The organism is Pseudomonas sp. FSL R10-1339 (assembly GCF_009600545.1).
Taxonomy (GTDB): domain Bacteria; phylum Pseudomonadota; class Gammaproteobacteria; order Pseudomonadales; family Pseudomonadaceae; genus Aquipseudomonas; species Aquipseudomonas bubulae.
Map to the genome: position 1 here is coordinate 1 of NZ_WIVQ01000060.1, position 21,639 is coordinate 21,639.

Annotated in this window: 15 protein-coding genes and 1 riboswitch; of the genes, 9 read left to right on the forward strand and 6 right to left on the reverse strand. The window is 59.9% G+C overall.

What is annotated here, in order from left to right; genetic code table 11:
• The 3 genes from GHO03_RS16515 to cobW all read right to left on the reverse strand — a co-directional run.
• On the reverse strand, positions 1–503 hold a 503-nt coding region (locus GHO03_RS16515; protein ID WP_153400207.1), incomplete at its 3' end, for an AAA family ATPase.
• 165 nt (positions 504–668) lie between these two features.
• Complete coding sequence (gene cobN, locus GHO03_RS16520) at positions 669–4,439, reverse strand: cobaltochelatase subunit CobN (protein ID WP_153400208.1); 3,771 nt, start codon at positions 4,437–4,439, stop codon at positions 669–671.
• A 3-nt stretch (positions 4,440–4,442) separates the two neighbouring features.
• Complete coding sequence (cobW, locus tag GHO03_RS16525) at positions 4,443–5,513, reverse strand: cobalamin biosynthesis protein CobW (protein ID WP_133144690.1); 1,071 nt, start codon at positions 5,511–5,513, stop codon at positions 4,443–4,445.
• Between the two features lie 93 nt (positions 5,514–5,606).
• Positions 5,607–5,788: riboswitch (cobalamin riboswitch) on the reverse strand.
• A gap of 219 nt (positions 5,789–6,007) precedes the next feature.
• Here cobW and GHO03_RS16530 point away from each other — a divergent pair.
• Entirely contained in the window at positions 6,008–7,300 is a 1,293-nt protein-coding gene (locus GHO03_RS16530; protein ID WP_095019210.1) for a glycosyltransferase, read from the forward strand.
• On the opposite strand, the gene GHO03_RS16535 is transcribed toward GHO03_RS16530, so the two are convergent.
• Positions 7,301–9,562 (reverse strand): glycoside hydrolase, encoded by a 2,262-nt coding sequence (locus tag GHO03_RS16535; protein WP_153380609.1) that lies wholly within the window; start codon positions 9,560–9,562, stop codon positions 7,301–7,303.
• A 192-nt stretch (positions 9,563–9,754) separates the two neighbouring features.
• The gene (gene cobF, locus GHO03_RS16540) at positions 9,755–10,516 is read right to left on the reverse strand and encodes a precorrin-6A synthase (deacetylating) (RefSeq protein ID WP_133144582.1); all 762 of its coding nucleotides are present in this window, start codon (positions 10,514–10,516) and stop codon (positions 9,755–9,757) included.
• Between the two features lie 85 nt (positions 10,517–10,601).
• Between cobF and GHO03_RS16545 the strand changes: the two genes are divergently transcribed.
• The 8 genes from GHO03_RS16545 (at position 10,602) to GHO03_RS16580 (ending at position 20,056) form a co-directional block, all read left to right on the forward strand.
• Complete coding sequence (locus GHO03_RS16545; RefSeq protein ID WP_095000296.1) at positions 10,602–11,537, forward strand: AraC family transcriptional regulator; 936 nt, start codon at positions 10,602–10,604, stop codon at positions 11,535–11,537.
• A gap of 140 nt (positions 11,538–11,677) precedes the next feature.
• On the forward strand, positions 11,678–12,988 hold the full coding sequence (locus GHO03_RS16550; protein ID WP_095017966.1) for a sugar ABC transporter substrate-binding protein: 1,311 nt from the start codon (positions 11,678–11,680) through the stop codon (positions 12,986–12,988).
• A gap of 111 nt (positions 12,989–13,099) precedes the next feature.
• On the forward strand, positions 13,100–14,026 hold the full coding sequence (locus GHO03_RS16555; protein ID WP_095000297.1) for a carbohydrate ABC transporter permease: 927 nt from the start codon (positions 13,100–13,102) through the stop codon (positions 14,024–14,026).
• Between the two features lie 7 nt (positions 14,027–14,033).
• Complete coding sequence (locus tag GHO03_RS16560; RefSeq protein ID WP_095000298.1) at positions 14,034–14,867, forward strand: carbohydrate ABC transporter permease; 834 nt, start codon at positions 14,034–14,036, stop codon at positions 14,865–14,867.
• 22 nt (positions 14,868–14,889) lie between these two features.
• Positions 14,890–15,993 carry an ABC transporter ATP-binding protein gene (locus GHO03_RS16565; RefSeq protein WP_153400209.1) on the forward strand — a complete coding sequence of 368 codons (1,104 nt, stop codon included), beginning with the start codon at positions 14,890–14,892 and terminating at the stop codon, positions 15,991–15,993.
• A 17-nt stretch (positions 15,994–16,010) separates the two neighbouring features.
• Complete coding sequence (locus GHO03_RS16570) at positions 16,011–17,486, forward strand: mannitol dehydrogenase family protein (protein WP_153400210.1); 1,476 nt, start codon at positions 16,011–16,013, stop codon at positions 17,484–17,486.
• Between the two features lie 132 nt (positions 17,487–17,618).
• On the forward strand, positions 17,619–19,112 hold the full coding sequence (xylB, locus tag GHO03_RS16575) for a xylulokinase (RefSeq protein ID WP_133144579.1): 1,494 nt from the start codon (positions 17,619–17,621) through the stop codon (positions 19,110–19,112).
• A 5-nt stretch (positions 19,113–19,117) separates the two neighbouring features.
• Positions 19,118–20,056, forward strand: coding sequence for a carbohydrate kinase (locus tag GHO03_RS16580; RefSeq protein ID WP_133144578.1), 939 nt, complete (start codon positions 19,118–19,120; stop codon positions 20,054–20,056).
• 117 nt (positions 20,057–20,173) lie between these two features.
• Here GHO03_RS16580 and GHO03_RS16585 read toward each other — a convergent pair whose 3' ends face one another.
• Positions 20,174–21,475 carry an OprD family porin gene (locus GHO03_RS16585; protein ID WP_133144577.1) on the reverse strand — a complete coding sequence of 434 codons (1,302 nt, stop codon included), beginning with the start codon at positions 21,473–21,475 and terminating at the stop codon, positions 20,174–20,176.
• Between the last annotated feature and the right edge of the window lie 164 nt (positions 21,476–21,639).

Consider the following 21,639-nt stretch of genomic DNA (forward strand, 5'->3'; position numbering starts at 1 on the left):
ATCACATTCAGGCCGAAGCGGTCGAGCAACTGCGGGCGCAACTCGCCTTCTTCCGGATTCATGGTACCAATCAGCACGAAACGCGCAGCATGCCGATGGGAGATACCATCACGCTCGACCACATTGGTGCCGCTCGCTGCCACGTCCAGCAGCACGTCCACCAGATGGTCGGCAAGCAGGTTGACTTCATCGACGTAGAGCACGCCGCCGTCGGCCTTGGCCAGCACCCCCGGGGAGAACTGCGCCTTGCCCTGGCCCAGTGCGGCATCCAGGTCGAGGGTACCAACCAGACGCTCTTCGGTTGCGCCCAACGGCAAGGTGACAAACTGGCCGCTGGCAAGCAGGTCGGCCAGACCGCGTGCCAGCGTCGACTTGGCCATGCCGCGCGGGCCTTCAATCAGTACGCCGCCAATTTTCGGGTCAATGGCGGTCAGGCACAGCGCCAGTTTCAATGAGTCCGCGCCGACCACCGCCGATAACGGGAAATGTGGGGTGTCAGTCATGTTTTCGGGCTCCAGATTTTAGAATATTGATCGGCCTCAAAAGCTCCTCACCCCAGCCCTCTCCCAAAGGGAGAGGGGGCCGATTTTTGGTGAGGTATAAATCCTGAACATCCCCCGATCAGTCCCCTCTCCCTCCGGGAGAGGGTTAGGGTGAGGGTTGCCTGGTTACTCTTCCTCTATATCCAGCAACAGATTCTCCAGCGCCGCTTGATACTCCCCCGGTTCACTCCACAGCCCGCGCTGCTGCGCTTCGAGCATGCGTTCGGTCATGTCGCGCAGGGCATGCGGGTTGTGCTCACGCACAAACTCACGGGTATCCGGGTCCAGCAAATAGGCATCCGCCAGCAATGCATATTGATGATCATCGATCAGGTGCGTGGTTGCATCAAAGGCAAACAGGTTGTCCAGGGTAGCGGCCATTTCAAATGCGCCTTTGTAACCATGGCGTTTGACCCCTTCTATCCATTTCGGGTTGGCCGCACGGGATCGGATAACCCGGTTCAACTCTTCCTTGAGCGTACGGATCTTCGGCAGATCCGGCTGGCTGTGGTCGCCGTGGTAGCTGGCTGCGGCCTCCCCACGCAAGCTCTCTACCGCCGCCAGCATGCCGCCCTGAAACTGGTAGTAGTCATTGGAATCGAGCAGGTCATGTTCACGGTTGTCCTGATTTTGTACCACCGCCTGCATCTGCCCCAATCGCTGGGCAAACTGACCGCGGGCCGCCGTGCCTTCATCGGCGCCGCCATAGGCATAACCGCCCCAGTTCAGATACACCTCGGCCAGGTCGTCGCGGCTTTGCCACAAACGCCCATCGATTGCGTTCTGTACCCCGGCACCGTAAGCCCCGGGTTTGGCACCAAACACCCGCCAGCCCGCCTGACGGGCCGCCAGTTCCGGGGCCAGCCCTTCGCGCTCCAGCTGTTCACGCTCGCTGCGCACTTTTGCCGCGAGCGGATTCAGGTCATCAGGTTCGTCCAGCGCCGCCACCGCCTGAACAGCGGCATCGAACAGGCGAATAAGATTGGCAAAGGCATCACGGAAGAACCCGGATACACGCAAGGTCACGTCCACCCGCGGCCGGTCCAGCAGGCTCACCGGGAGGATTTCAAAGTCATCCACCCGCTGGCTACCCGTGGCCCACACCGGGCGCACGCCCATCAGCGCCATGGCCTGGGCGATATCATCACCGCCGGTGCGCATGGTCGCAGTGCCCCATACCGACAGGCCGAGCTGACGCAGGTGATCGCCGTGGTCCTGCAAATGACGCTCAAGAATCAGGTTGGCCGACTGAAAACCGATACGCCAGGCCGTGGTGGTGGGCAAGTTGCGTACATCCACGGAAAAGAAATTACGCCCGGTAGGCAGTACGTCCAGGCGCCCGCGGCTCGGTGCACCACTGGGGCCGGCAGGGACAAAACGCCCCGCCAGAGCATCGAGCAGACCCTGCATCTCGGCCGGGCCGCAGGCATCCAGACGCGGTGCAACAACCCCAAGCAGCGCCTCAAAAATCCCCCGCACTTCGCTCCATTGCTCTGTGTCGGGCAATTGCAACGTGCCCGCCAACGCCTGCTCGATCAGCTGCGCAGCATACAGTTCCAGACGTTCGCGGGTATCGCCTGCGGTGCGCCACAGCGCCTCGCTGACTGCTTGCAAAGGCGCGGGGCGACGTGCCGTCCAGGGCTCGGCCAGCGCACAGTCCAGCGGATCAAAACTCAGCCCGAAGGCTTTGGCCAACGCCCGCAGCACGCTTGATTGCGCCCCGCGGCCATCACCGCGGGGGATGCGCAGCAATGCCAGCAAGGTGTCGATGCGCAGACGCCCGGCAGGCGACTCACCAAAAATATGCAGGCCGTCGCGGATTTGCGATTCCTTGAGGTCGCACAGGTAGGTATCCAGCCGTGGCAGCCAGATTGCGGCATCGCTGTCGCTGTCGAGGTGTGCGTCCAGTTGCAGCTCGCGGTCGATATGGGTATCGCGCACCAGCTTGAGAATATCCCGTTGCAACTCCCGCGCCCGGCGCGGATCAAGCAGTTGCGCTTCGTAATACTCGTCGGCCAGCAGCTCCAGGTCAAGCAGAGGGCCATAGGTTTCGGCCCGGGTCAGCGGCGGCATCAAGTGGTCAATAATGACCGCCTGGGTCCGGCGCTTGGCCTGTGCGCCCTCACCCGGATCATTGACGATAAACGGATAGACGTTGGGCATGGGGCCCAAAATAGCATCCGGCCAGCAGTGTTCAGACAGCCCGACGCCCTTGCCCGGCAACCATTCCAGATTGCCATGCTTGCCCACATGCACCACCGCATGGGCGCCGTAGGTGTTGCGCAGCCAGAAATAAAACGCCAGATAAGCATGGGGCGGTACCAGGTCCGGGTCATGGTAGACCGCACTGGCATCGACCTGATATCCCCGCGCCGGTTGAATGCCGACAAAGGTCAGGCCAAAACGCAGCCCGGCAATCATCAGGCGACCGCTGCGAAACATCGGGTCGTGCTGTGGCTCGCCCCAACGCTCAATCACCGCCTGGCGATTGGCTTCTGGAAGACGATTAAACATCGCCTGGTATTCATCCAGCCCAAGGCTTTGATGGCACGGGCGTAGGTCGAGGCTGTCGAGGTCGTTGCTAACACCGCCCAACAGAGCTTGAATCAACGCGGTGCCGGTATCCGGGAGCTCAGCAGCCACCGGGTAGCCTTCGCCCTGCAAGGCGCGCAAAATATTCAGCGCCGCAGCCGGGGTATCCAGCCCTACGCCATTGCCGATACGGCCATCGCGGGTCGGGTAGTTGGCCAGGATCAGGGCGATACGCTTTTGCGGGTTCGGCACACGTGCCAGCTCCACCCAGCGCCGTGCCAGTTCTGCGACAAAATCCATCCGTTCGGGATGCGCTCTGTAACACACCACATCCGACTGACTGCGCTCACTGCGCCACGCCAGGTCCTTGAAGCTGATCGGCCGGCTGATGATCCGCCCGTCCAGTTCCGGCAAGGCAATGTGCATGGCCAGGTCCCGCGGGCCCAGACCCTGCTCGCTGGCTTGCCAGCCGGGCTGGTTGTCCTGGGCACAAATGGCCTGGATCACCGGGATATTGCGGCGAAACGGGCGCAAATGCGGAGCTTCCGGGCTGGACTGGGCAAACCCGGTGGTATTGAGAATGACCCCTGCGCCGACTTCATCGAGCAAGTCCTGTACCACCGCCAGGCAGCCCGGCTCCTTCAGGCTGGCGACCGCAATCGGCAGCGGATTTAGCCCTGCCGCCTGCAGTCGCTGGCAGAACACATCGACAAATGCCGTATTGGCCGCCTGCAAATGCGAGCGATAGAACAAGAGCGCCGCCACCGGTTGGCCCGGCTGCCAGTCGGCTTGCCAGTCCTGCAGTGCAGGGCTGGAATGGGCCGGATGATAAATGGCAGTACGGGGCAAGGTGTGCGGTTCGTCCCAGGCATAGTCGCGGCCCAGCCATTGGCTGGCCAGGCAACGATAAAGCTGCAGGGCGTTATGCCGCCCGCCCTGGCGCAAAAAGTGCCAGAGCCGTTCGGCCTGCTCGACGGGCACTGTGCTCAGGGCGCTGAGTTCCGGGTCGGGGCGGTCATCGCCCGGCACCAGAATCAGGGTCACACCGCGTTCAGCCAGTTGCACCAGCCGTTCAATGCCGTAGCGCCAGTAGCCGATGCCACCGTGCAGCGACAACAAAATCACCTTGGCGTGTTGCAGAACCGCATCGACATACAGGTCGACCGAGCCGTGGTTTTGCACCTGCATCGGGTTGGCCAGACGCAGGCTTGGATAATCGTCAGGCAACTGCTGCGCCGCTTCGGCCAGCAGGGCCAGGCTTGAGTCACCGCTGCACAGGATCACCAGTTCGGCGGGGGTCTGGCCGAGGTCGGCAATATTGTCGTCCGCTACAAAGCCGCCGGGCTGGGTCCTGAGCAAATGCATGGTTTAGGCGCTCAATGCTGTACGCAGGGTGGACTCGAGCAGGGTCGCGTCCAGGTCCTGGCCGATCAGCACCAGTTTGGTGGTGCGCGCTTCGTCGCTGCCCCAGGCGCGATCAAAGTGCTTGTCAAAGCGCGTGCCCACGCCCTGGATCAGCAAGCGCATCGGTTTGCCCGGAATCGCGGCAAAGCCCTTGACCCGCAGAATGCCGTGCTTGACCACCAGTTGGCTCAGAGCATCCATCAGCGCGCGCTCCTCTGCCTGAGGCAGCTCGATAGAGATCGAGTCGAAGGCATCGTGATCGTGGTCGTCGTGGTCATCATCGCCATCGTGATGATGGTCGTGATGGCTGTGGCGGCCATCGATATGGTCTTCCGAACCCGTCTCCAGGCCCAGCAGCACGTCCAGCGGCAAGCGACCGCTGCTGGCTTCGATGATCTTGACCGCCGGTGGCAGTTCTTCAGCCACTTCGGCACGTACACGGGCAAGGTCTTCAGGGCTGATCAAGTCAACCTTGTTGAGAATCACCAGATCGGCACTGGCCAGTTGGTCAGCAAACAACTCGTGCAGCGGCGACTCGTGGTCCAGGTTAGGGTCGAGCTTGCGCTGGGCATCTACCTGATCCGGGAAGGCCGCGAAAGTGCCAGCCGCCACCGCCGGGCTGTCGACCACGGTAATCACCGCGTCAACTGTGCAGGCGCTGCGGATTTCCGGCCACTGGAAGGCTTGAACCAACGGCTTTGGCAGGGCCAGGCCCGAGGTTTCGATAAGGATATGGTCGATATCGCCACGGCGCGCCACCAGCTCACGCATCACCGGGAAGAATTCTTCCTGCACCGTGCAGCACAGGCAGCCATTGGCCAGTTCATAGACGCGTCCCTTGGCCTCTTCTTCGGTGCAGCCAATAGCGCATTGCTTGAGGATTTCGCCATCGATACCCAGTTCGCCGAATTCGTTGACGATCACTGCAATGCGACGGCCGTTGGCGTTGTCCAGCATATGACGCAGCAAGGTAGTCTTGCCCGAACCGAGAAAGCCGGTAACGATAGTGACGGGGGTTTTGGCCAGTGTTTTCATCGGATGCCCTTTGGCAAAACGGCGGGCATACGGGACGACGGCCGCAAGCAGTGCGCGGTCAGTCTTCGCCACCGGATCACCCCGCCCGGTTGAAGTAAGAATCTGTTACGAGGCAGGTCTCCTGGCTTACGGCTGATACCTACCTTGCGCCTTCCCGCCTGTGAAGCAGTGGCATTGCAAGATCAACGACCGTTTACAGTTGCGGGGGCAGCCGCGGCATACCGCGTTCCCTTCTTAGCTTCGCGCTGCGAAGAACCTCGAACGCGCAAGGCTACGCAGTGCTTTGTAACAGGTCAACACAGATACGTTTAGATACCCTGACCTATTGTGGGAGCGAGCCTGCTCGCGAACGACCTTCGCGAGCAGGCTCGCTCCCACAGGTGCAGTATTCCTGTAGCCGCTCACAAGGTAAGAGGCAGCGACCACAGGTGTTGTAGGCAACTTGTGTTCTAATTGCCGCCTTTTATCAGCCACAGCGCTTCAAGGATCTGCCCATGCCGTCCACTCGCCCAACCCGCGTCCTGATTATTGGCTACGTGTGGCCCGAGCCCCGCTCTTCGGCGGCGGGCGGACACATGATGCAGATCATCGAAAGTTTCTTGCAGCAAGGCTGGCACATCACCTTCAGCAGCCCGGCAGGCATTGGCGAACACAAGGCTGATCTGGCGACATTGGGCATTGATGAAGTCAGTATCGCGCTCAATAACAGCAGCTTCGATACCTTCATCACCGAGCTGGCCCCGGATATCGTGCTGTTCGACCGCTTCATGATGGAAGAGCAGTTCGGCTGGCGCGTGGAGAAGCATTGCCCGCAGGCCCTGCGCGTACTGGAAACCTCCGACCTGCAAAGCCTGCGCGACGCCCGCCAGCAACAGCTCAAGGCGCGCCTCAAACTTGACGCCGACACTGATGATTTCAGCAGCCTGTTCGCCCCGGCACAACGGGAGACCTTCGAGCAGATGGCCGTTACCGATCTGGCGCAACGGGAGATCGCGGCGATTTATCGATGCGACTTGAACCTGATGATTTCCGAATACGAAATCGATCTGCTCGTAGAGCACTTCAAGGTGCCCCGAGCCCTGCTGCACTGGTGCCCGTTGATGGTCGACAGCGTACCTGCGCAGTTCGTACCCTTTGACCAGCGCCAGCATTTCCTGAGCATCGGCAATTTCCGTCATGCCCCCAACTGGGATGCCGTGCTCTGGATGAAAACCGCGATCTGGCCATTGATCCGTCAGCAACTGCCCACGGCGCAATTGCATGTCTATGGTGCTTACACCCCGCCCAAGGCCACTGCGCTGCACAACCCGGCACAGGGTTTTCACGTGCTCAACTGGGCCGAAGATGCGCTTGAGGTGATGAGCAATGCGCGGATCTGCATGGCCCCCCTGCGTTTTGGTGCAGGAATCAAGGGCAAAATCGCCGATGCCATGCTCTGCGGCACGCCCAACGTCACAACTCCCGTAGGCGCCGAAGGCATGCATGGCGACCTGCCGTGGGCAGGTGCCATCGAACAGAGTGCCAGTGCGATTGCTGCCGCTGCGGTGCAGCTGTATCAGAGCCCTGACGCCTGGCATCAGGCCCAGCAGCACGGAACGGCACTACTGGCGCAGCGCTATTTGCAAAGTACCCACGGCCCGGCTCTGGTCGAGTGCATCGAAGCCTGCCGCGCCGGCCTGCAACAGCATCGGCGCAACAACTTCACCGGTGCCATGCTGCGCCATCACCAGCATAAAAGTACCCAGTACATGTCGCAGTGGATCGAGGCAAAGAATCGAACGGTTTGACTAGGGCTGTGCCAGTCGCGTCGCCTTGAACATCTCGGCAATCATGATGATGCGGTCTTTTTCGCCCGGTATCTGGACGCTTGCCGACATTGGCGCAAATTGCATGGCGTCGGCACTTTGCGCCTTGTCTGGATTGAAATTGACCGTAATTCGGGTTCCATCATCAAACACCGTGCGCTGCAGGCTCCGGTCTGCACTGAGCACCTGAAAATCAACCAGTGCCTGGGTAAAAAGCCGTTGATGCAAGGGCGAAAAAACCTCGTTGTAGGCCGCGATAAAGGGCAAGTCGCGCTCCAGCACGGCGGCATTGAGGTGGTACATGGGCGGCGTCATGTACAACAGCTGCAGCAGTGCCGTGTTCTGCTGCTCATTGGAAAATTTCAACGATGGGTAGGCCCAGTGATGCGTGCTGACCAGACTGTCGTGAAGCACCATTTGGTAAAGCGGCAAGCGGTACTTCCAGGAGCGGACATAAGTTGCCAGTTGCCGTTTGATCGGAACAGTCTTGAAAAACAGTGTTGGCGTCTCCGGGGGCCAGTACTGCCCTACAAAGAAAGGTGACTGTTGATTACCGGACATGTCAGGGTCGGTCCAGTCGAATGGTTGTGTGGCAATGCCGTGGCTGTAGGCAATATTGGCTGCAAACGGAGAAACCGCCCCCTCGCTGCCCGTGACCAGCCCCAACGACTCGCCCGGGTAATCCAGGCGCCGGGCAATCACCCGGGCATTTTCACTTTCACTGGTTTCCCGGCCGGGGGTGTAGTCCGCCTGTGCAGTGACCGCAGCATCGACATCGAGAAAATAGCTGTTGAGCCCGGCAGCACCTGCCACAGCCTTGATGCGCTGGCGCGCATAGTCCTGGGCCTCCCGGGGATTGGCAAAGACGCCAATGCCATTAAACCCCTTGCTCGAAGCACCGCTCGCATCATGCTGCCCTGCACTGGCCAGGTTCGCGCCCATTTGCGCAGCGGCCCAGGTTTCCGGTTCGGCGGGTGCATGAGCGTCTGCGTAGTTGTCGTACACCGCCACCAGAAACCCGGCTTGCTTGGCCAATGCCACAGCCTGCGGGTGCCAGAATGCATCAAGCCAGTCCTTGGCACCCAGCCAGGCACGGGTGAGCCCGGCTTGTTTGAGCGCGTTGACCGTATCCACAGACAGCCCTCCTCCCCAGCGCTCGGCCGGTAACAGGTAAGGCCCGAAAGCCTCGACCAGCTGAGTTCTGGCTGCCTGCCCCCACAGCACCTCGCCAGCCGGATCATGCCCCCCGTCCAGAGGTTCCTTGGCGGGTACCGCTACAACCTGCCGCATTCCCTGGTTGATGGCACGAACCAGTTGCAGTTGATTGAACGGTGAAACCATTCGTAGCCGTGAGCGCGTACTCGACAAACTCATGTCAAATACGCTGCGGGTTTGCGGATCAAAGCTTGCCCATAAACTGGCAGCCAGATGCCCGGGGGTACGGCGCGCCCGGTCAAAAGCCGTGATAAAGCTTGCCCAGTTGAGGACGTCTGTGGTTTTCAGCGGCCCTGCGTCCCAAACGTAGATATGGGGTGCACCGCCGAGCAGGGCAGTTTGCGGCACCGCACGAATTTTATCTGTCAGTGAAACGAACTGGCCGTTGCTCTTGAGCCATTTGCGATATAGCCCTGCGCCATATAACGGTTGTGCAGGGCCGGGGGCGATGCTGATCACAAAGGGCGCATCAGGTGCAAGCCGGTTGAAGTCATGCTGCAATTGCGGCACCGCAGTGTTTTTGACTCGCTTGATACTAAACAGGGTGTCGAAGGGCGTTTCTACTATCCAGGTGACCGACAGGTCCTCGTGCAATTGAGTCCAGAACGGCATGCTCAACTCACCCAGCAACTGCCCGCCGGAGTAGCGCTTGACCAGCCAGTTAAGCCAGCCGGGGTCATTGGCCGGTATATAGCTACCCTCGCCAAAAGGAATGGCGTAGGCGCGAATGTCGGTTTGCAGGCGCGGCCAACGCAAGCTTGCAGGGCGGGACGCCTGTATCGAAACGCGCAACCTGTCGTCCTCAACCTTGATGTCGACCCGGTATTGATTCCCCTCCTGGCTAATCATCCAGCTGTCGGAAGCCAGTTCAGTGACCTCGCTGTCCTGCCTGAATGCACCGCCACTGAGCAACAAGGGCGCTTTGCCGGGCCGTAGCAAGAACACCTCAAGGGTTGCCCGGTTCACATCGAAGGTACCCTGAGCGACAGCAAAACTGGCTCTGCCAGTGGCATTGGCAGGGCCCGGCATCACAAGCCCCCATGCTGCAAAAAGCAGGACACACAACAACCCACGGTAACAACGCAAACAGGCAAGATGGGCTTTCATAGCTGACTCATGTAAACGACGCAATACAGGAGCCGAACTGTAGGCAGTTGTATCAACTTGACGCCATAATCTAATTCTACAAAACATGTACGAAAAAGACTTCGACGCAACTGCCTATTCACTCAGGCGGGTGCGCCTGCGCAGCAGATACGTGTCCATTATCCAGCCCTTGCTTGCTCGGGCAGTACTGCGGGCCTGCTTGATCTGCTCGCACACTTCGCTCAGTTTGCCCGCGATCAGAACCTCGTCCGCAGTGCCGATATAGGCGCCCCAATAGATATCGACATTTTCTTCGACAAAGGCTTCAAAGGCACAATGTGCGTCGAGCATGACCACGACATTATCCAGATCCTCGGCCACCAGCTTGCGTCCGGTGGTGATGCGGATCGGCTGGCCGATAGTGTTGAGCGCAATGCGATGGCGGGCGACAAGGGCCTGCACACTGCTGATACCGGGGATCACCTCATGCTCGAAGTCGCTGCAGCCCCCGGCCCGGACACGGTCGAGAATACGCAAGGTGCTGTCATACAGCCCCGGGTCGCCCCACAACAGAAAAGCCCCGCATTCGCCATCGGCCAGTTGGTCTTCGATCAAGTGGGTAAACACTTCGGCCCGCTGTTGGTGCCAATCCTCGACGCCATCGGTGTAGCACGCCGTTGAGCTGTCACGCTGCGGGTCGTTGACCTGCACCACACGGTAGCCCGGCTCACGGATATAGCGCTGGCAGATCTGCAGGCGCATGCGCACCAGGTCTTCGGTGGCCTGGCCCTTGTCGAGCACAAACAGCACATTGGCGCGATTCAGCGCGTTGATCCCCTGGACGGTGATGTGCTCCGGGTCTCCGGCGCCGATACCGATCAACAACAGTGTTTTCATCCTGTAATACCCTCAAATCTGACTGGACTTAACCGCAGGAACCGGCATGATCCACGCCATAACAAGACTGACGACGGCCCAGCCCATGACCCGCCCCGCCCGCGCCACAGACCCGTCCTACGAACTGATGGACGACCACAATGGCCTGTCGATCATCTATCGCCAGCATGGCTTCCCCTGTCCGCTGGTGCGCTGGCACTTCCATAAGGAATACGAGTTGCATCTGATCGTTGCCAGCAGCGGCAAGGTGTTTGTGGGCGACTATATCGGTAATTTCCACCCCGAAACATTATTCCTCACCGGGCCCAACCTGCCTCATAACTGGATCAGCCAGGTGGCTGGTGACGAGGTGGTACCCACCCGCGACATGCTGGTCAACTTCACCGATGAACTGCTTGAGGGCGCCGCCTCGGTACTCACCGAACTCAAGTCCCTCACGCCAATGCTTGAACGGGCGCGCCATGGGATCGAGTTCCGCTGTAAAGCCACGATCCGCAAGGCTATGGACCTGATGCAGGCAATTGCCGGCTCCAGCGGCATCACCCGGCTTGGCCATTTCCTGATCCTGCTGGAACTGCTGGCCGGCTGTGATGACTACCAGCTGCTGTCTGGGGTCACCGCCGGAAATCTGGCCGACGAGCAGACCATCGACCGCACCAACCGGGCTGTCGACTATATCTTCAGCCACTACACCCGCGAGCTGCCGCTAGAAGAAGTCGCCGACTACATGGGCATGAAGCCCACCTATTTTTCCCGCGTATTCAAGCAAGCCACAGGGCGCTGCTTCATCGAGTTCGTCAATCGGCTACGCATCAGCAAGTCCTGCGAGTTACTGGCCGATGGTCAAAAGCCCGTCACAGATGTGTGTTTCGAGTCAGGTTTCAACAATATTTCCAACTTCAACCGTCGCTTTCAGCAACTCAAAGGAATGACCCCGTCACACTATCGTCGCCTGGCGGTGCAGCGTTTGACCGAGCAAAACCAGCGTGCGCCGGGTGAACGCCTGCGCAGTGCAAAATAGTATCGATTGATGTGCTTCCAGTGATTTGTCACGCCGGTGATTGAGGGCTGTAATCGGCCCAGGCGCTTGCCCCGTGCGAGCCGCTATAAAAACAATAACCGTCCTTCAAAAGCCGCCAGGCCGCTGAAGTGGAGTGCTCAATGAATATCCCTGTCAAAGCGTTATGTGTCGCCACGTGCATGACCCTGAGCGGCATCAGTTCAGGCGCGCAAACCCTGACCATCGCCACGGTCAACAACAGCGACATGATCCGCATGCAAAAGCTGGCGAAAACCTTCGAGAGCGAGCACCCCGAGATCAAGCTCAACTGGGTGGTGCTGGAAGAAAACGTATTGCGCCAGCGCCTGACCACGGACATTGCCACCCAGGGCGGACAATTTGACGTGCTGACCATCGGCATGTACGAAGCCGCACTCTGGGGTGCCAAGGGCTGGCTTGAGCCCATGACCGATCTGCCCGCCACCTATGCCATCGACGATGTGTTCCCGTCGGTTCGCGACGGCCTGTCCGTCAAGGGCACGCTCTATGCCCTGCCGTTTTATGCCGAAAGCTCGATGACCTATTACCGTACCGACCTGTTCAAGGATGCCGGGCTGAGCATGCCCGAGCATCCCACCTGGGAGCAGATCGCCGGCTTTGCCCGCACCCTCAACAAACCTGACCAGGAACAATACGGCATCTGCCTGCGCGGCAAGGCGGGCTGGGGTGAAAACATGGCGCTGATCAGCACCATCGCCAACGCCTACGGCGCGCGCTGGTTCAATGAACAATGGCAACCGGAGTTCAACGGGGCCGAGTGGCAAAATGCCTTGAATTTTTATGTCGGCACACTGAAAGCCTCAGGCCCGCCGGGTGCGACCAGCAATGGTTTCAACGAAAACCTGGCGCTGTTCAACAGCGGCAAATGTGCGATCTGGGTCGATGCCAGTGTTGCTGGCTCGTTTGTCACCGACAGTAGCCAGAGCAAGGTCGCCGAGCATGTCGGCTTTACCTTCGCCCCCCATGCTGTGACCGATAAAGGCAGTGCCTGGCTGTACTCCTGGGCACTGGCCATACCCACCAGTTCCAAAGCCAAGGACGCCGCCAGGACATTCAGCACCTGGGCCACGTCCAAAGAATACGGTGCTTTGGTGGCGGAAAAAGACGGCATTGCCAATGTACCCCCGGGCACCCGGGCCTCGACCTACACCGAGGCGTACCTGAAAGCTGCACCCTTTGCCAGGGTCACCCTCGAGTCCTTGAAAGTTGCCAACCCTCAGGACCCGACCCTCAAGCCCGTCCCTTATGTGGGTATCCAGTTGGTCACCATTCCGGAGTTCCAGGCGGTGGGCACCCAGGTTGGCAAGCTGTTCAGTGCCGCGCTGATTGGCCAGACCACCGTGGACCAGGCACTGGCCGCGGCCCAGCAGAGCACCGAGCGCGAAATGAAGCGGGCGGGTTACCCCAAGTAGCACTGCCAACACCAAACTCTGGTCTGTGGGAGCGAGCCTTCTCGCGAATACCGCGTCGACTCCTTCACGAGGAGGCTCGCTCCCACGCAAAGCAATTCAGGTGTATTGACGATGACGACTTCGACTGTTATTGCCGCGCTCGACGCCCCGCCAACGGGGCGGCGTCCGCGCCTGTTCAATCCCGGCTGGTTTCTGGTAACGCCCTCTGTGGCGCTTCTGTTGCTGTGGATGATCGTGCCACTGGGGATGACCCTGTACTTTTCACTGATCCGCTACAACCTGCTCTATCCCGGCGAAAACCAGTTCGTGGGGCTGGAGAACTTCACCTACTTCCTCACCGATTCGGGCTTCCTGCCCGGCGCAACCAACACTTTGCTGCTGGTTGGCAGTGTGCTGCTGATCAGCGTGGTGCTCGGCGTACTGATCAGCGCCCTGCTCGAAGCCAGCGAATTCATGGGCCGCGGCATCGTAAGGGTGCTGTTGATCTCGCCGTTTTTCATCATGCCGACCGTGGGCGCGCTGATCTGGAAAAATCTGATTTTCCATCCGGTATCCGGCGTCCTGGCCGCCGTGTGGAAGTTGTTTGGCGCCCAGCCGGTGGACTGGCTGGCGCACTACCCGCTGCTGTCGATCATCATCATTGTGTCGTGGCAATGGCTGCCCTTCGCGATCCTGATTCTGATGACCGCCATGCAGTCTCTGGACCAGGAACAAAAAGAAGCCGCGCGCCTGGACGGTGCCGGCCCCATCGCGATTTTCTGGCACCTGACCTTGCCCCATCTGGCGCGCCCCATTGCCGTCGTAGTGATGATCGAGACCATCTTTCTGTTGTCGGTGTTCGCCGAAATCTTTACCACCACCAACGGCGGCCCGGGCTATGCATCCACCAACCTCGCGTACCTGATCTACAACCAGGCGCTGGTGCAGTTCGACGTGGGCATGGCCTCGGCCGGCGGTTTGATCGCCGTGGTCATCGCCAATATTGCCGCCATCATTCTGGTGCGCATGCTCGGCAAAAACCTGACAGACAAGCCGTGAGGGCTCAGTGATGACACTTCAACAATCGCGCCGCCTGCAAAGCCTGCTGCTGGGCACCCTGGCCTGGGCCATCGCCATCCTGATCTTTTTCCCGATCTTCTGGATGCTCCTGACCAGTTTTAAAACCGAACTCGACGCCTTTGCCACGCCGCCCCAGTTCATTTTCACGCCCACGCTGGAGAACTACCTGCATATCGAACAGCGCAGCGGTTACTTTCACTTCGCCTGGAACTCGGTGGTGATCTCGTTCACTGCCACGGCCCTGTGCATGCTGATCGCTATCCCGGCGGCCTACTCGATGGCGTTCTACGAAACCAAGCGCACCAAGGGCACGCTGCTGTGGATGCTCTCCACCAAGATGCTGCCGCCAGTGGGTGTACTGATGCCCATCTACCTGCTGGCCAAGAGCTTTGGCCTGCTGGATACACGGGCGGCACTGATCATCATCTATACCCTGATCAACCTGCCGATCGTGGTGTGGATGATTTACACCTACTTCAAGGATATTCCCAAAGACATCCTCGAAGCCGCACGGCTGGACGGCGCCACGCTGTGGCAGGAGGTGGTGCGCGTATTGCTGCCGATCAGCAAGGGCGGCCTGGCTTCAACCCTGCTGCTGTCGCTGATCCTGTGCTGGAACGAAGCGTTCTGGTCACTGAACCTGACCTCTTCCAGCGCCGCGCCTCTGACTGCACTGATCGCGTCCTACTCCAGCCCCGAGGGCCTGTTCTGGGCCAAGTTGTCGGCCGTTTCGACCCTGGCCTGCGCACCGATCCTGATTTTTGGCTGGATCAGCCAGAAGCAACTGGTGCGCGGTTTGTCCTTCGGCGCAGTCAAATAAAAATACTGATTGGAGGCCCACTATGGCCAACCTGAGAATCAACAATCTGCACAAGGGCTTTGAAGGTTTCTCGATCATCAAAGGCATTGATCTTGAGGTCAACGACCGTGAGTTCGTGGTATTTGTCGGGCCGTCGGGCTGCGGTAAATCCACACTGCTGCGCCTGATTGCCGGGCTTGAGGAAGTGACGGACGGCACCATCGAGCTGGACGGGCGCGATATCACTCAAGTCAGCCCGGCCAAGCGCGATCTGGCCATGGTATTTCAGACCTACGCTCTGTACCCGCATATGAGCGTGCGCAAAAATATGTCGTTTTCCCTCGACCTGGCAGGCGTGCCCAAGGCCGAAGTGGCAAAAAAGGTCAACGAAGCCGCCCGCATTCTGGAACTGGCACCCTTACTTGAGCGCAAGCCCAAACACCTGTCCGGTGGTCAGCGTCAGCGCGTGGCCATTGGCCGGGCGATTGTTCGCAACCCCAAGATCTTCCTGTTTGATGAGCCGTTGTCCAACCTCGATGCCGCGCTGCGGGTGCAAATGCGTCTGGAACTGGCACGCCTGCATCAGGAACTGCAAGCAACCATGATCTACGTGACCCACGATCAGGTCGAAGCCATGACCCTGGCCGACAAGGTGGTGGTGCTCAATGGCGGCAGGATCGAACAGGTTGGCTCACCGCTGGAGCTGTATCACCACCCCGCCAACCTGTTTGTTGCAGGCTTTCTCGGCACACCGAAAATGGGCTTTTTGAAAGGCCGGATCAGCCGCGTTGACAGCCAGGGTTGCGAAGTCGAGCTGGACGCTGGCGCCCGTATCCAGTTACCCCTGAGCAGCCCTGCGCTGAGCCTGGGCAGCCCGGTCACCCTGGGCATTCGTCCGGAGCACCTGAACCTGGCCAAACCCGGTGAGTGCACCCTGAGCGTGACTGCCGATGTCGGCGAGCGCTTGGGCAGCGACACCTATTGCCACGTCAATACTGCCTGCGGTGAACCGCTGACCATGCGCGTGCGCGGTGATATGGCCAGCCGCTATGGCGAGCAGTTGCAGTTGCACCTGGACAGTGAACATTGCCATTTATTCGATGCCGGGGGCCTGGCCCTGACCCGTCCATTGCGCGCAGCTGCCTGAACCCACGAGATTGCCCCATGAAACTCAATCGCCGAAACCTCGACACCCTTACCAACCTGGTGGCCAAACCCACCTACCATGGCAGCGATACCCGGCAGGGCATTGCCCACATCGGCGTGGGCGGATTTCATCGCGCCCACCAGGCGTACTACACCGATGCCCTGATGAACCGGGGCCAGGATCTGGACTGGAGCATCTGCGGCATCGGTCTGCGGGGCGAAGACCGCAAGGTGCGCGACGCTCTGGCCGGTCAAGACTACCTCTATACCCTGTTCGAACTGGGCGACAGCGACGACACCCAAAGCCGCATCATCGGCTCTATCAGCGGCATGCTGCTGGCCGAAGACGGCATCAATGCACTGATCGACAAGCTGGCCAGCCCGGCCATTCGCATCGTTTCGCTGACCATCACCGAGGGCGGCTATTGCATCGATGACAGCAGCGGCGAATTTATGTCTGCACTGCCACAGATCCAGCACGACCTCACCCACCCCGAAGCACCGACAACCGTGTTTGGTGTGCTATGCGCCGCCCTGGCCCGACGCCAGGCCAGCGGTATCCGGGGCTTTACCCTGATGTCCTGCGATAACCTGCCCCACAACGGCGCTGTCGCGCGCAAGGCCCTGCTGGCTTTTGCCGCGCTGCGCGGTGCTGAACTACATGATTGGATCGCTGCCAATGTCAGCTTTCCAAATGCCATGGTGGATCGCATCACGCCCATGACCAGTAACGCCCATCGTTTGCAACTGCATGACCAACTGGGTATAGACGACGCCTGGCCGGTGGTCTGCGAGCCGTTTATCCAGTGGGTACTCGAAGACAAATTTGCCTGCGGCCGCCCGGCATGGGAAACCGTGGGCGTACAGCTCACCGACGACGTCACGCCTTATGAAGAGATGAAAATCAAACTGCTCAATGGCAGTCATCTGGCATTGACGTACCTGGGGTTCCTCAAGGGCTATCGGTTTGTTCACGAAACCATGGGCGATCCCCTGTTCGTGACGTATATGCGTGCCTACATGGATCAGGACGTAACGCCGCAACTGGCGCCGGTGCCCGGCATTGACCTGACGGCCTACAAGAACACCCTGGTGGAACGCTTTTCCAATCAGGCCATTGCCGACCAGTTGGAGCGCGTGTGCTCGGATGGCTCGTCGAAGCTTCCCAAGTTCACCGTGCCTGCCATCAACCGGCTGATCAGCGATGGTGGCGAGTTGAAACGTGCGGCACTGGTGGTTGCAGCCTGGGCGCTGTATCTCAAGGGAGTTGATGAAAATGGGCTGCACTATGCCATTCCCGACCCGCGAGCGGAGTTTTGTCAGGCCCTGGTGGCGGATGATGAGTTGATCGTGCAGCGATTATTGAGCGTTGAAGAGATCTTTGGCGGCGCCATTCCCCGGTCTGCCGAGTTTGTGGCTGCGTTCGAGTGGTGCCTGAACAGCTTGCGTGATGTCGGGGTGAGCAAAACCCTGGAAAATCTGCTTCATCTTTGAAGCCCACCCAGCCCTCTCTGGCAGAGGGTGCTGAATTGAGCAGTCGCAAGTGCACCGTTATCCCCGATCAGTCCCTTATCCCTGCGGAAAGGGTCTGTTAGAGGCTTTTGATCTGGCTAAGAGCAGGTTCCCATGAGCACAACCCACTTATACCTGGGCATCGATTGCGGCACCCAGGGCACCAAGGCCCTGATCCTCGACAGCGAGTCCGGCCAGGTGCTCGGGCTGGGCAGCGCCCCACACACGTTAATCCAGGGCGCACAGGGGCGGCGCGAGCAGGATCCCGGGCAATGGCTGGATGCATTGCAACACGCCACCCGCCAGGCCCTGACCCAAGCCGGCATCAGCGGCCAGCAGATTCAGGGCATAGGCGTGTCCGCACAACAACACGGGCTGGTGCTGCTCGATAGCCAAGGCGATGTATTGCGCCCGGCCAAACTGTGGTGTGACACCGAGTCAACTGGCGAAAACAACCAACTGTTAGAATGGCTGGGCGGCGAAACCGGCTCCCTGGAGCGGCTGGGCCTGGTGATCGCGCCAGGCTACACGGTCTCCAAGCTGCTCTGGACAAAACACCATCATCCTCAGATTTTGGCACGCACTGCCCATATCCTGTTACCCCATGACTACCTGAATTTCTGGCTGACCGGACGCTGCTGCAGCGAATACGGTGATGCGTCCGGCACCGGTTATTTCAACGTGCGCACTCGCCAGTGGGATCGCGAACTGTTGCATCATATCGATCCCGACGGCCATCTGGAGCAGGCGCTGCCCGAGCTGATCGAGCCCCGCCAACCGGTCGGGCGTATCCGCCCGCTTATCGCGCAGTTGCTGGGACTGAACCCCGATGCCGTGGTTTCCAGCGGGGGCGGCGACAATATGATGGCAGCCATTGGCACCGGCAATATCGAACCCGGAATCATCACCATGAGCCTGGGCTCGTCGGGTACGGTGTATGCCTTTGACCCGCAGCCACAGGCCCGCCCTGAGGCCTCAGTGGCCAACTTCTGCTCGAGCACCGGCGGCTGGCTGCCGCTGATCTGTACCCTGAACCTGACCAATGTCACCGGTGCCGTGCGCGAGCTGTTCGGCTTGTCTCTGGAGGGTTTCAACCATATGGCCAGGCAGGCACCCGCAGGCGCAGAGGGCGTCAGTCTGCTGCCCTTCCTCAACGGCGAGCGGGTGCCTGCCCTGCCCGATGCCACCGGAAATTTTCAGGGCCTTACACTGACCAACATGACCCAGGCCAATCTGTGCCGCGCAGCCATTGAAGGCACCACCTATGGCTTGCGCTACGGCCTCGATCTGCTGCGCCGCAACGGCCTGCAAAGCCACGTCATCCGCCTGGTAGGCGGCGGTTCAAAAAGCCCCCTGTGGCGCCAGTTAGTGGCCGATATCATGGCCACCCCGGTAGTCTGCCCTGAGCAGAGCGAAGCAGCCGCACTGGGGGCTGCAATTCAGGCTGCCTGGTGTGTGGCTGCTGACTCACCGACACTGGCTGATCTGTGCCGGCGTTGCGTGCGCCTGGATCCTGCGGGTGAAACCCGGCCCGAGGCCGATAACGTCCGGGCCTACGAGCACTTCTATCAACGCTACCGACTACAGGTCGCAGCCTTAACCGAGTAAATGTTATGTATCTGGTATGCGGAGAAGCCTTATTCGATTTTTTTGCCCGGTCGCCTGAGAGTACGCCGACGGGCCAGGTGGACTTCAAGGCCATTGCTGGCGGCTCACCCTTCAACGTGGCGGTGGGCCTGCGCCGCCTGGGCGTCGACACGGCACTGTTTGCCGGGCTGTCGACCGACTACCTGGGCCAGCGGCTGAAACAGGTGCTGGTGAATGAAGGCGTGAGCACGCGATACCTGCATGATCTGGACGCGCCCACCACGCTGGCCATGGTCGCGCTGGATGCCAACGGCTCGCCCGCCTACAGCTTTCGCGGTGAAGGCTGCGCAGACCGGCAATTGCACGCCCATCACCTGCCGCTGCTGGGGCCCGAGGTGCGGGGTGTGCATGTGGGGTCTTTTTCGTTGGTGGTGCAGCCGGTGGGCGATACGTTGCTGGCACTGGTCAAGCGCGAGAGCGGGCAACGGCTGATCAGCCTTGACCCCAATGTGCGCCTTAATCCAGAGCCGGACATCGAACGCTGGCGTCAGCGGATCAAGGAACTGATCCCCTATGCCGATGTGATCAAGGTCAGCGATGAAGACCTGGAGCTGCTGTACCCGGGACAGGACGCGCAGCAGATCGCCCGGTCATGGCTCAACCATCGTTGCCAACTGGTGTTTTTAACCCGGGGCAGCCAGGGCGCCAGTGTGTTCAGTCGCGAACATGGCCAGCGTTCGGTGCCCGCCAGCCTGGTGGATGTAGCCGATACCGTGGGCGCGGGGGATACCTTCCAGGCCGCAGTGATTGCATGGTTGACCGGGCATGGGCTGGACTCGATCAAAGGCATACAGGGCCTGAGTGCGGTGCAACTGGACGCCCTGCTCGACTTCGCCAGCCGTGCCGCAGCCCTGACCTGCAGTAAAACCGGCCCGGACCTGCCCTACCGCGAACAGCTGCTATAACCGTTGTAGCCGCAGAGGAGCGAACGAGGCAGCGATAAGGGCCGCAGGACCTTCAATATTTCAGGGTCGCTGCGCAACCCATCGCCGCCTCGCTTCGCTCCTCAGCGGCTACAGCCCTTACCAGATCGACAGGTTATAGCTGACGATCAAACGGGTCTCATCCACGTCACGGGCAAACTGGGAGTAGTTGGTGCGGTAGGTGGCATTACGCAAGCGCAGGCTGACGTCCTTGAACGTACCGCTTTGCACGATGTATTTCAGCTCGCTGTCACGCTCCCACTCCTTGCCCTCTTCGCTGCTGCCCACCACCTTGATATGGTCGCCGTTGACATAACGGGCCAGGAACGACAGACCGTCGATGCCGATGGCCTTGAAGTCGTAGTCGTAACGCAGTTGCCAGGAACGCTCCTGAGCGTTGGCAAAGTCGTTGACCTGCAGGTAGTTGACCAGATACGGGTTGCTGCCATCCAGGTACGGCATTGAAGTATCGCCGTTCATGCGCTGCCAGCCAGCACTGATCTTGTGCCCGCCCAGTGCATAGCCGAGCATGGCGCCCAATGCGCGGTTGTCGATAGTGCCAGCTTTGGCCGAACCCGAGTCATCACTTTTCAGCAAGCGCACATCGGCGGACAACACACCCGGACCGACCGGTTGATTGGCCTGCAAACCGACAAACTGCTGGCGATAGATATCCTGCAATTCACCGTAGTGGTATTGCGCAGTCAGATGCTCGTTAACCTTGTAGTCCAGACCATACATGCTGAAGTGATCAGCGGTGATATTGCAGCCATAACGCTTGTTTTTGCAGTTCAGGCGCAGGTCCTGGGAGTCGGTGGAGTCCCGGGCGGTATAACGGTCAAGGCGCGAGGCCATGAACTTGAGATCCCTGATTTCCTGGGATACCAGCATGGCGCCATTGAACATGTTTGGCAGTAAACGGCCATCATTGTATTTGAGCAACGGCAGATCAGGCAGCAGCGCGCCGTATTTGAGCACGGTGTCGGATACGCGCATTTTTGCTGTCAGGCCAAATTTGGCGTACTGATCCTTGGAACGACGCGGGTCGCTGCCGGTCGAAGGCAGCAGGCCACTATTGCTGTCGGCCGGGCTGGAATCCAGCTTCAGGCCCAGCATGCCCAGTGCATCCAGGCCAAAACCGACGGTGCCCTCGGTATAGCCCGATTGCAGATTGAGGATAAACCCTTGCGCCGTTTCATCGCGCTTGGAGGCGCCCTGGGGGTTTGAGCTGCTACCATCGCGAAAATCGCGATTGAAGTACACCGTACGTGCTTCCAGTCTGGCGCTGCTGTCTTCAAAAAAGCCGCCGGCCTGTGACGGTGCGGCAAAGCCGGCACACACTGCCAGCGCGCCCAAGTGTGCTACCCGGCGATGCGCCAACAATGAAAAAGGATGAACCATGTACAAGCTCCAGCAGCCAATCATTGGCAGGGTGAAAACGACCGAAGACACGCTCGGATACAAAGTGAGCGTCCTCAATCAAAAAAAGGGGCGCAATTGTACGAAAGGCTAAGCTGGAGCCTCATTCGACCTTAGTCGCACGGTCAAGACCGGGCTTTGCAGCA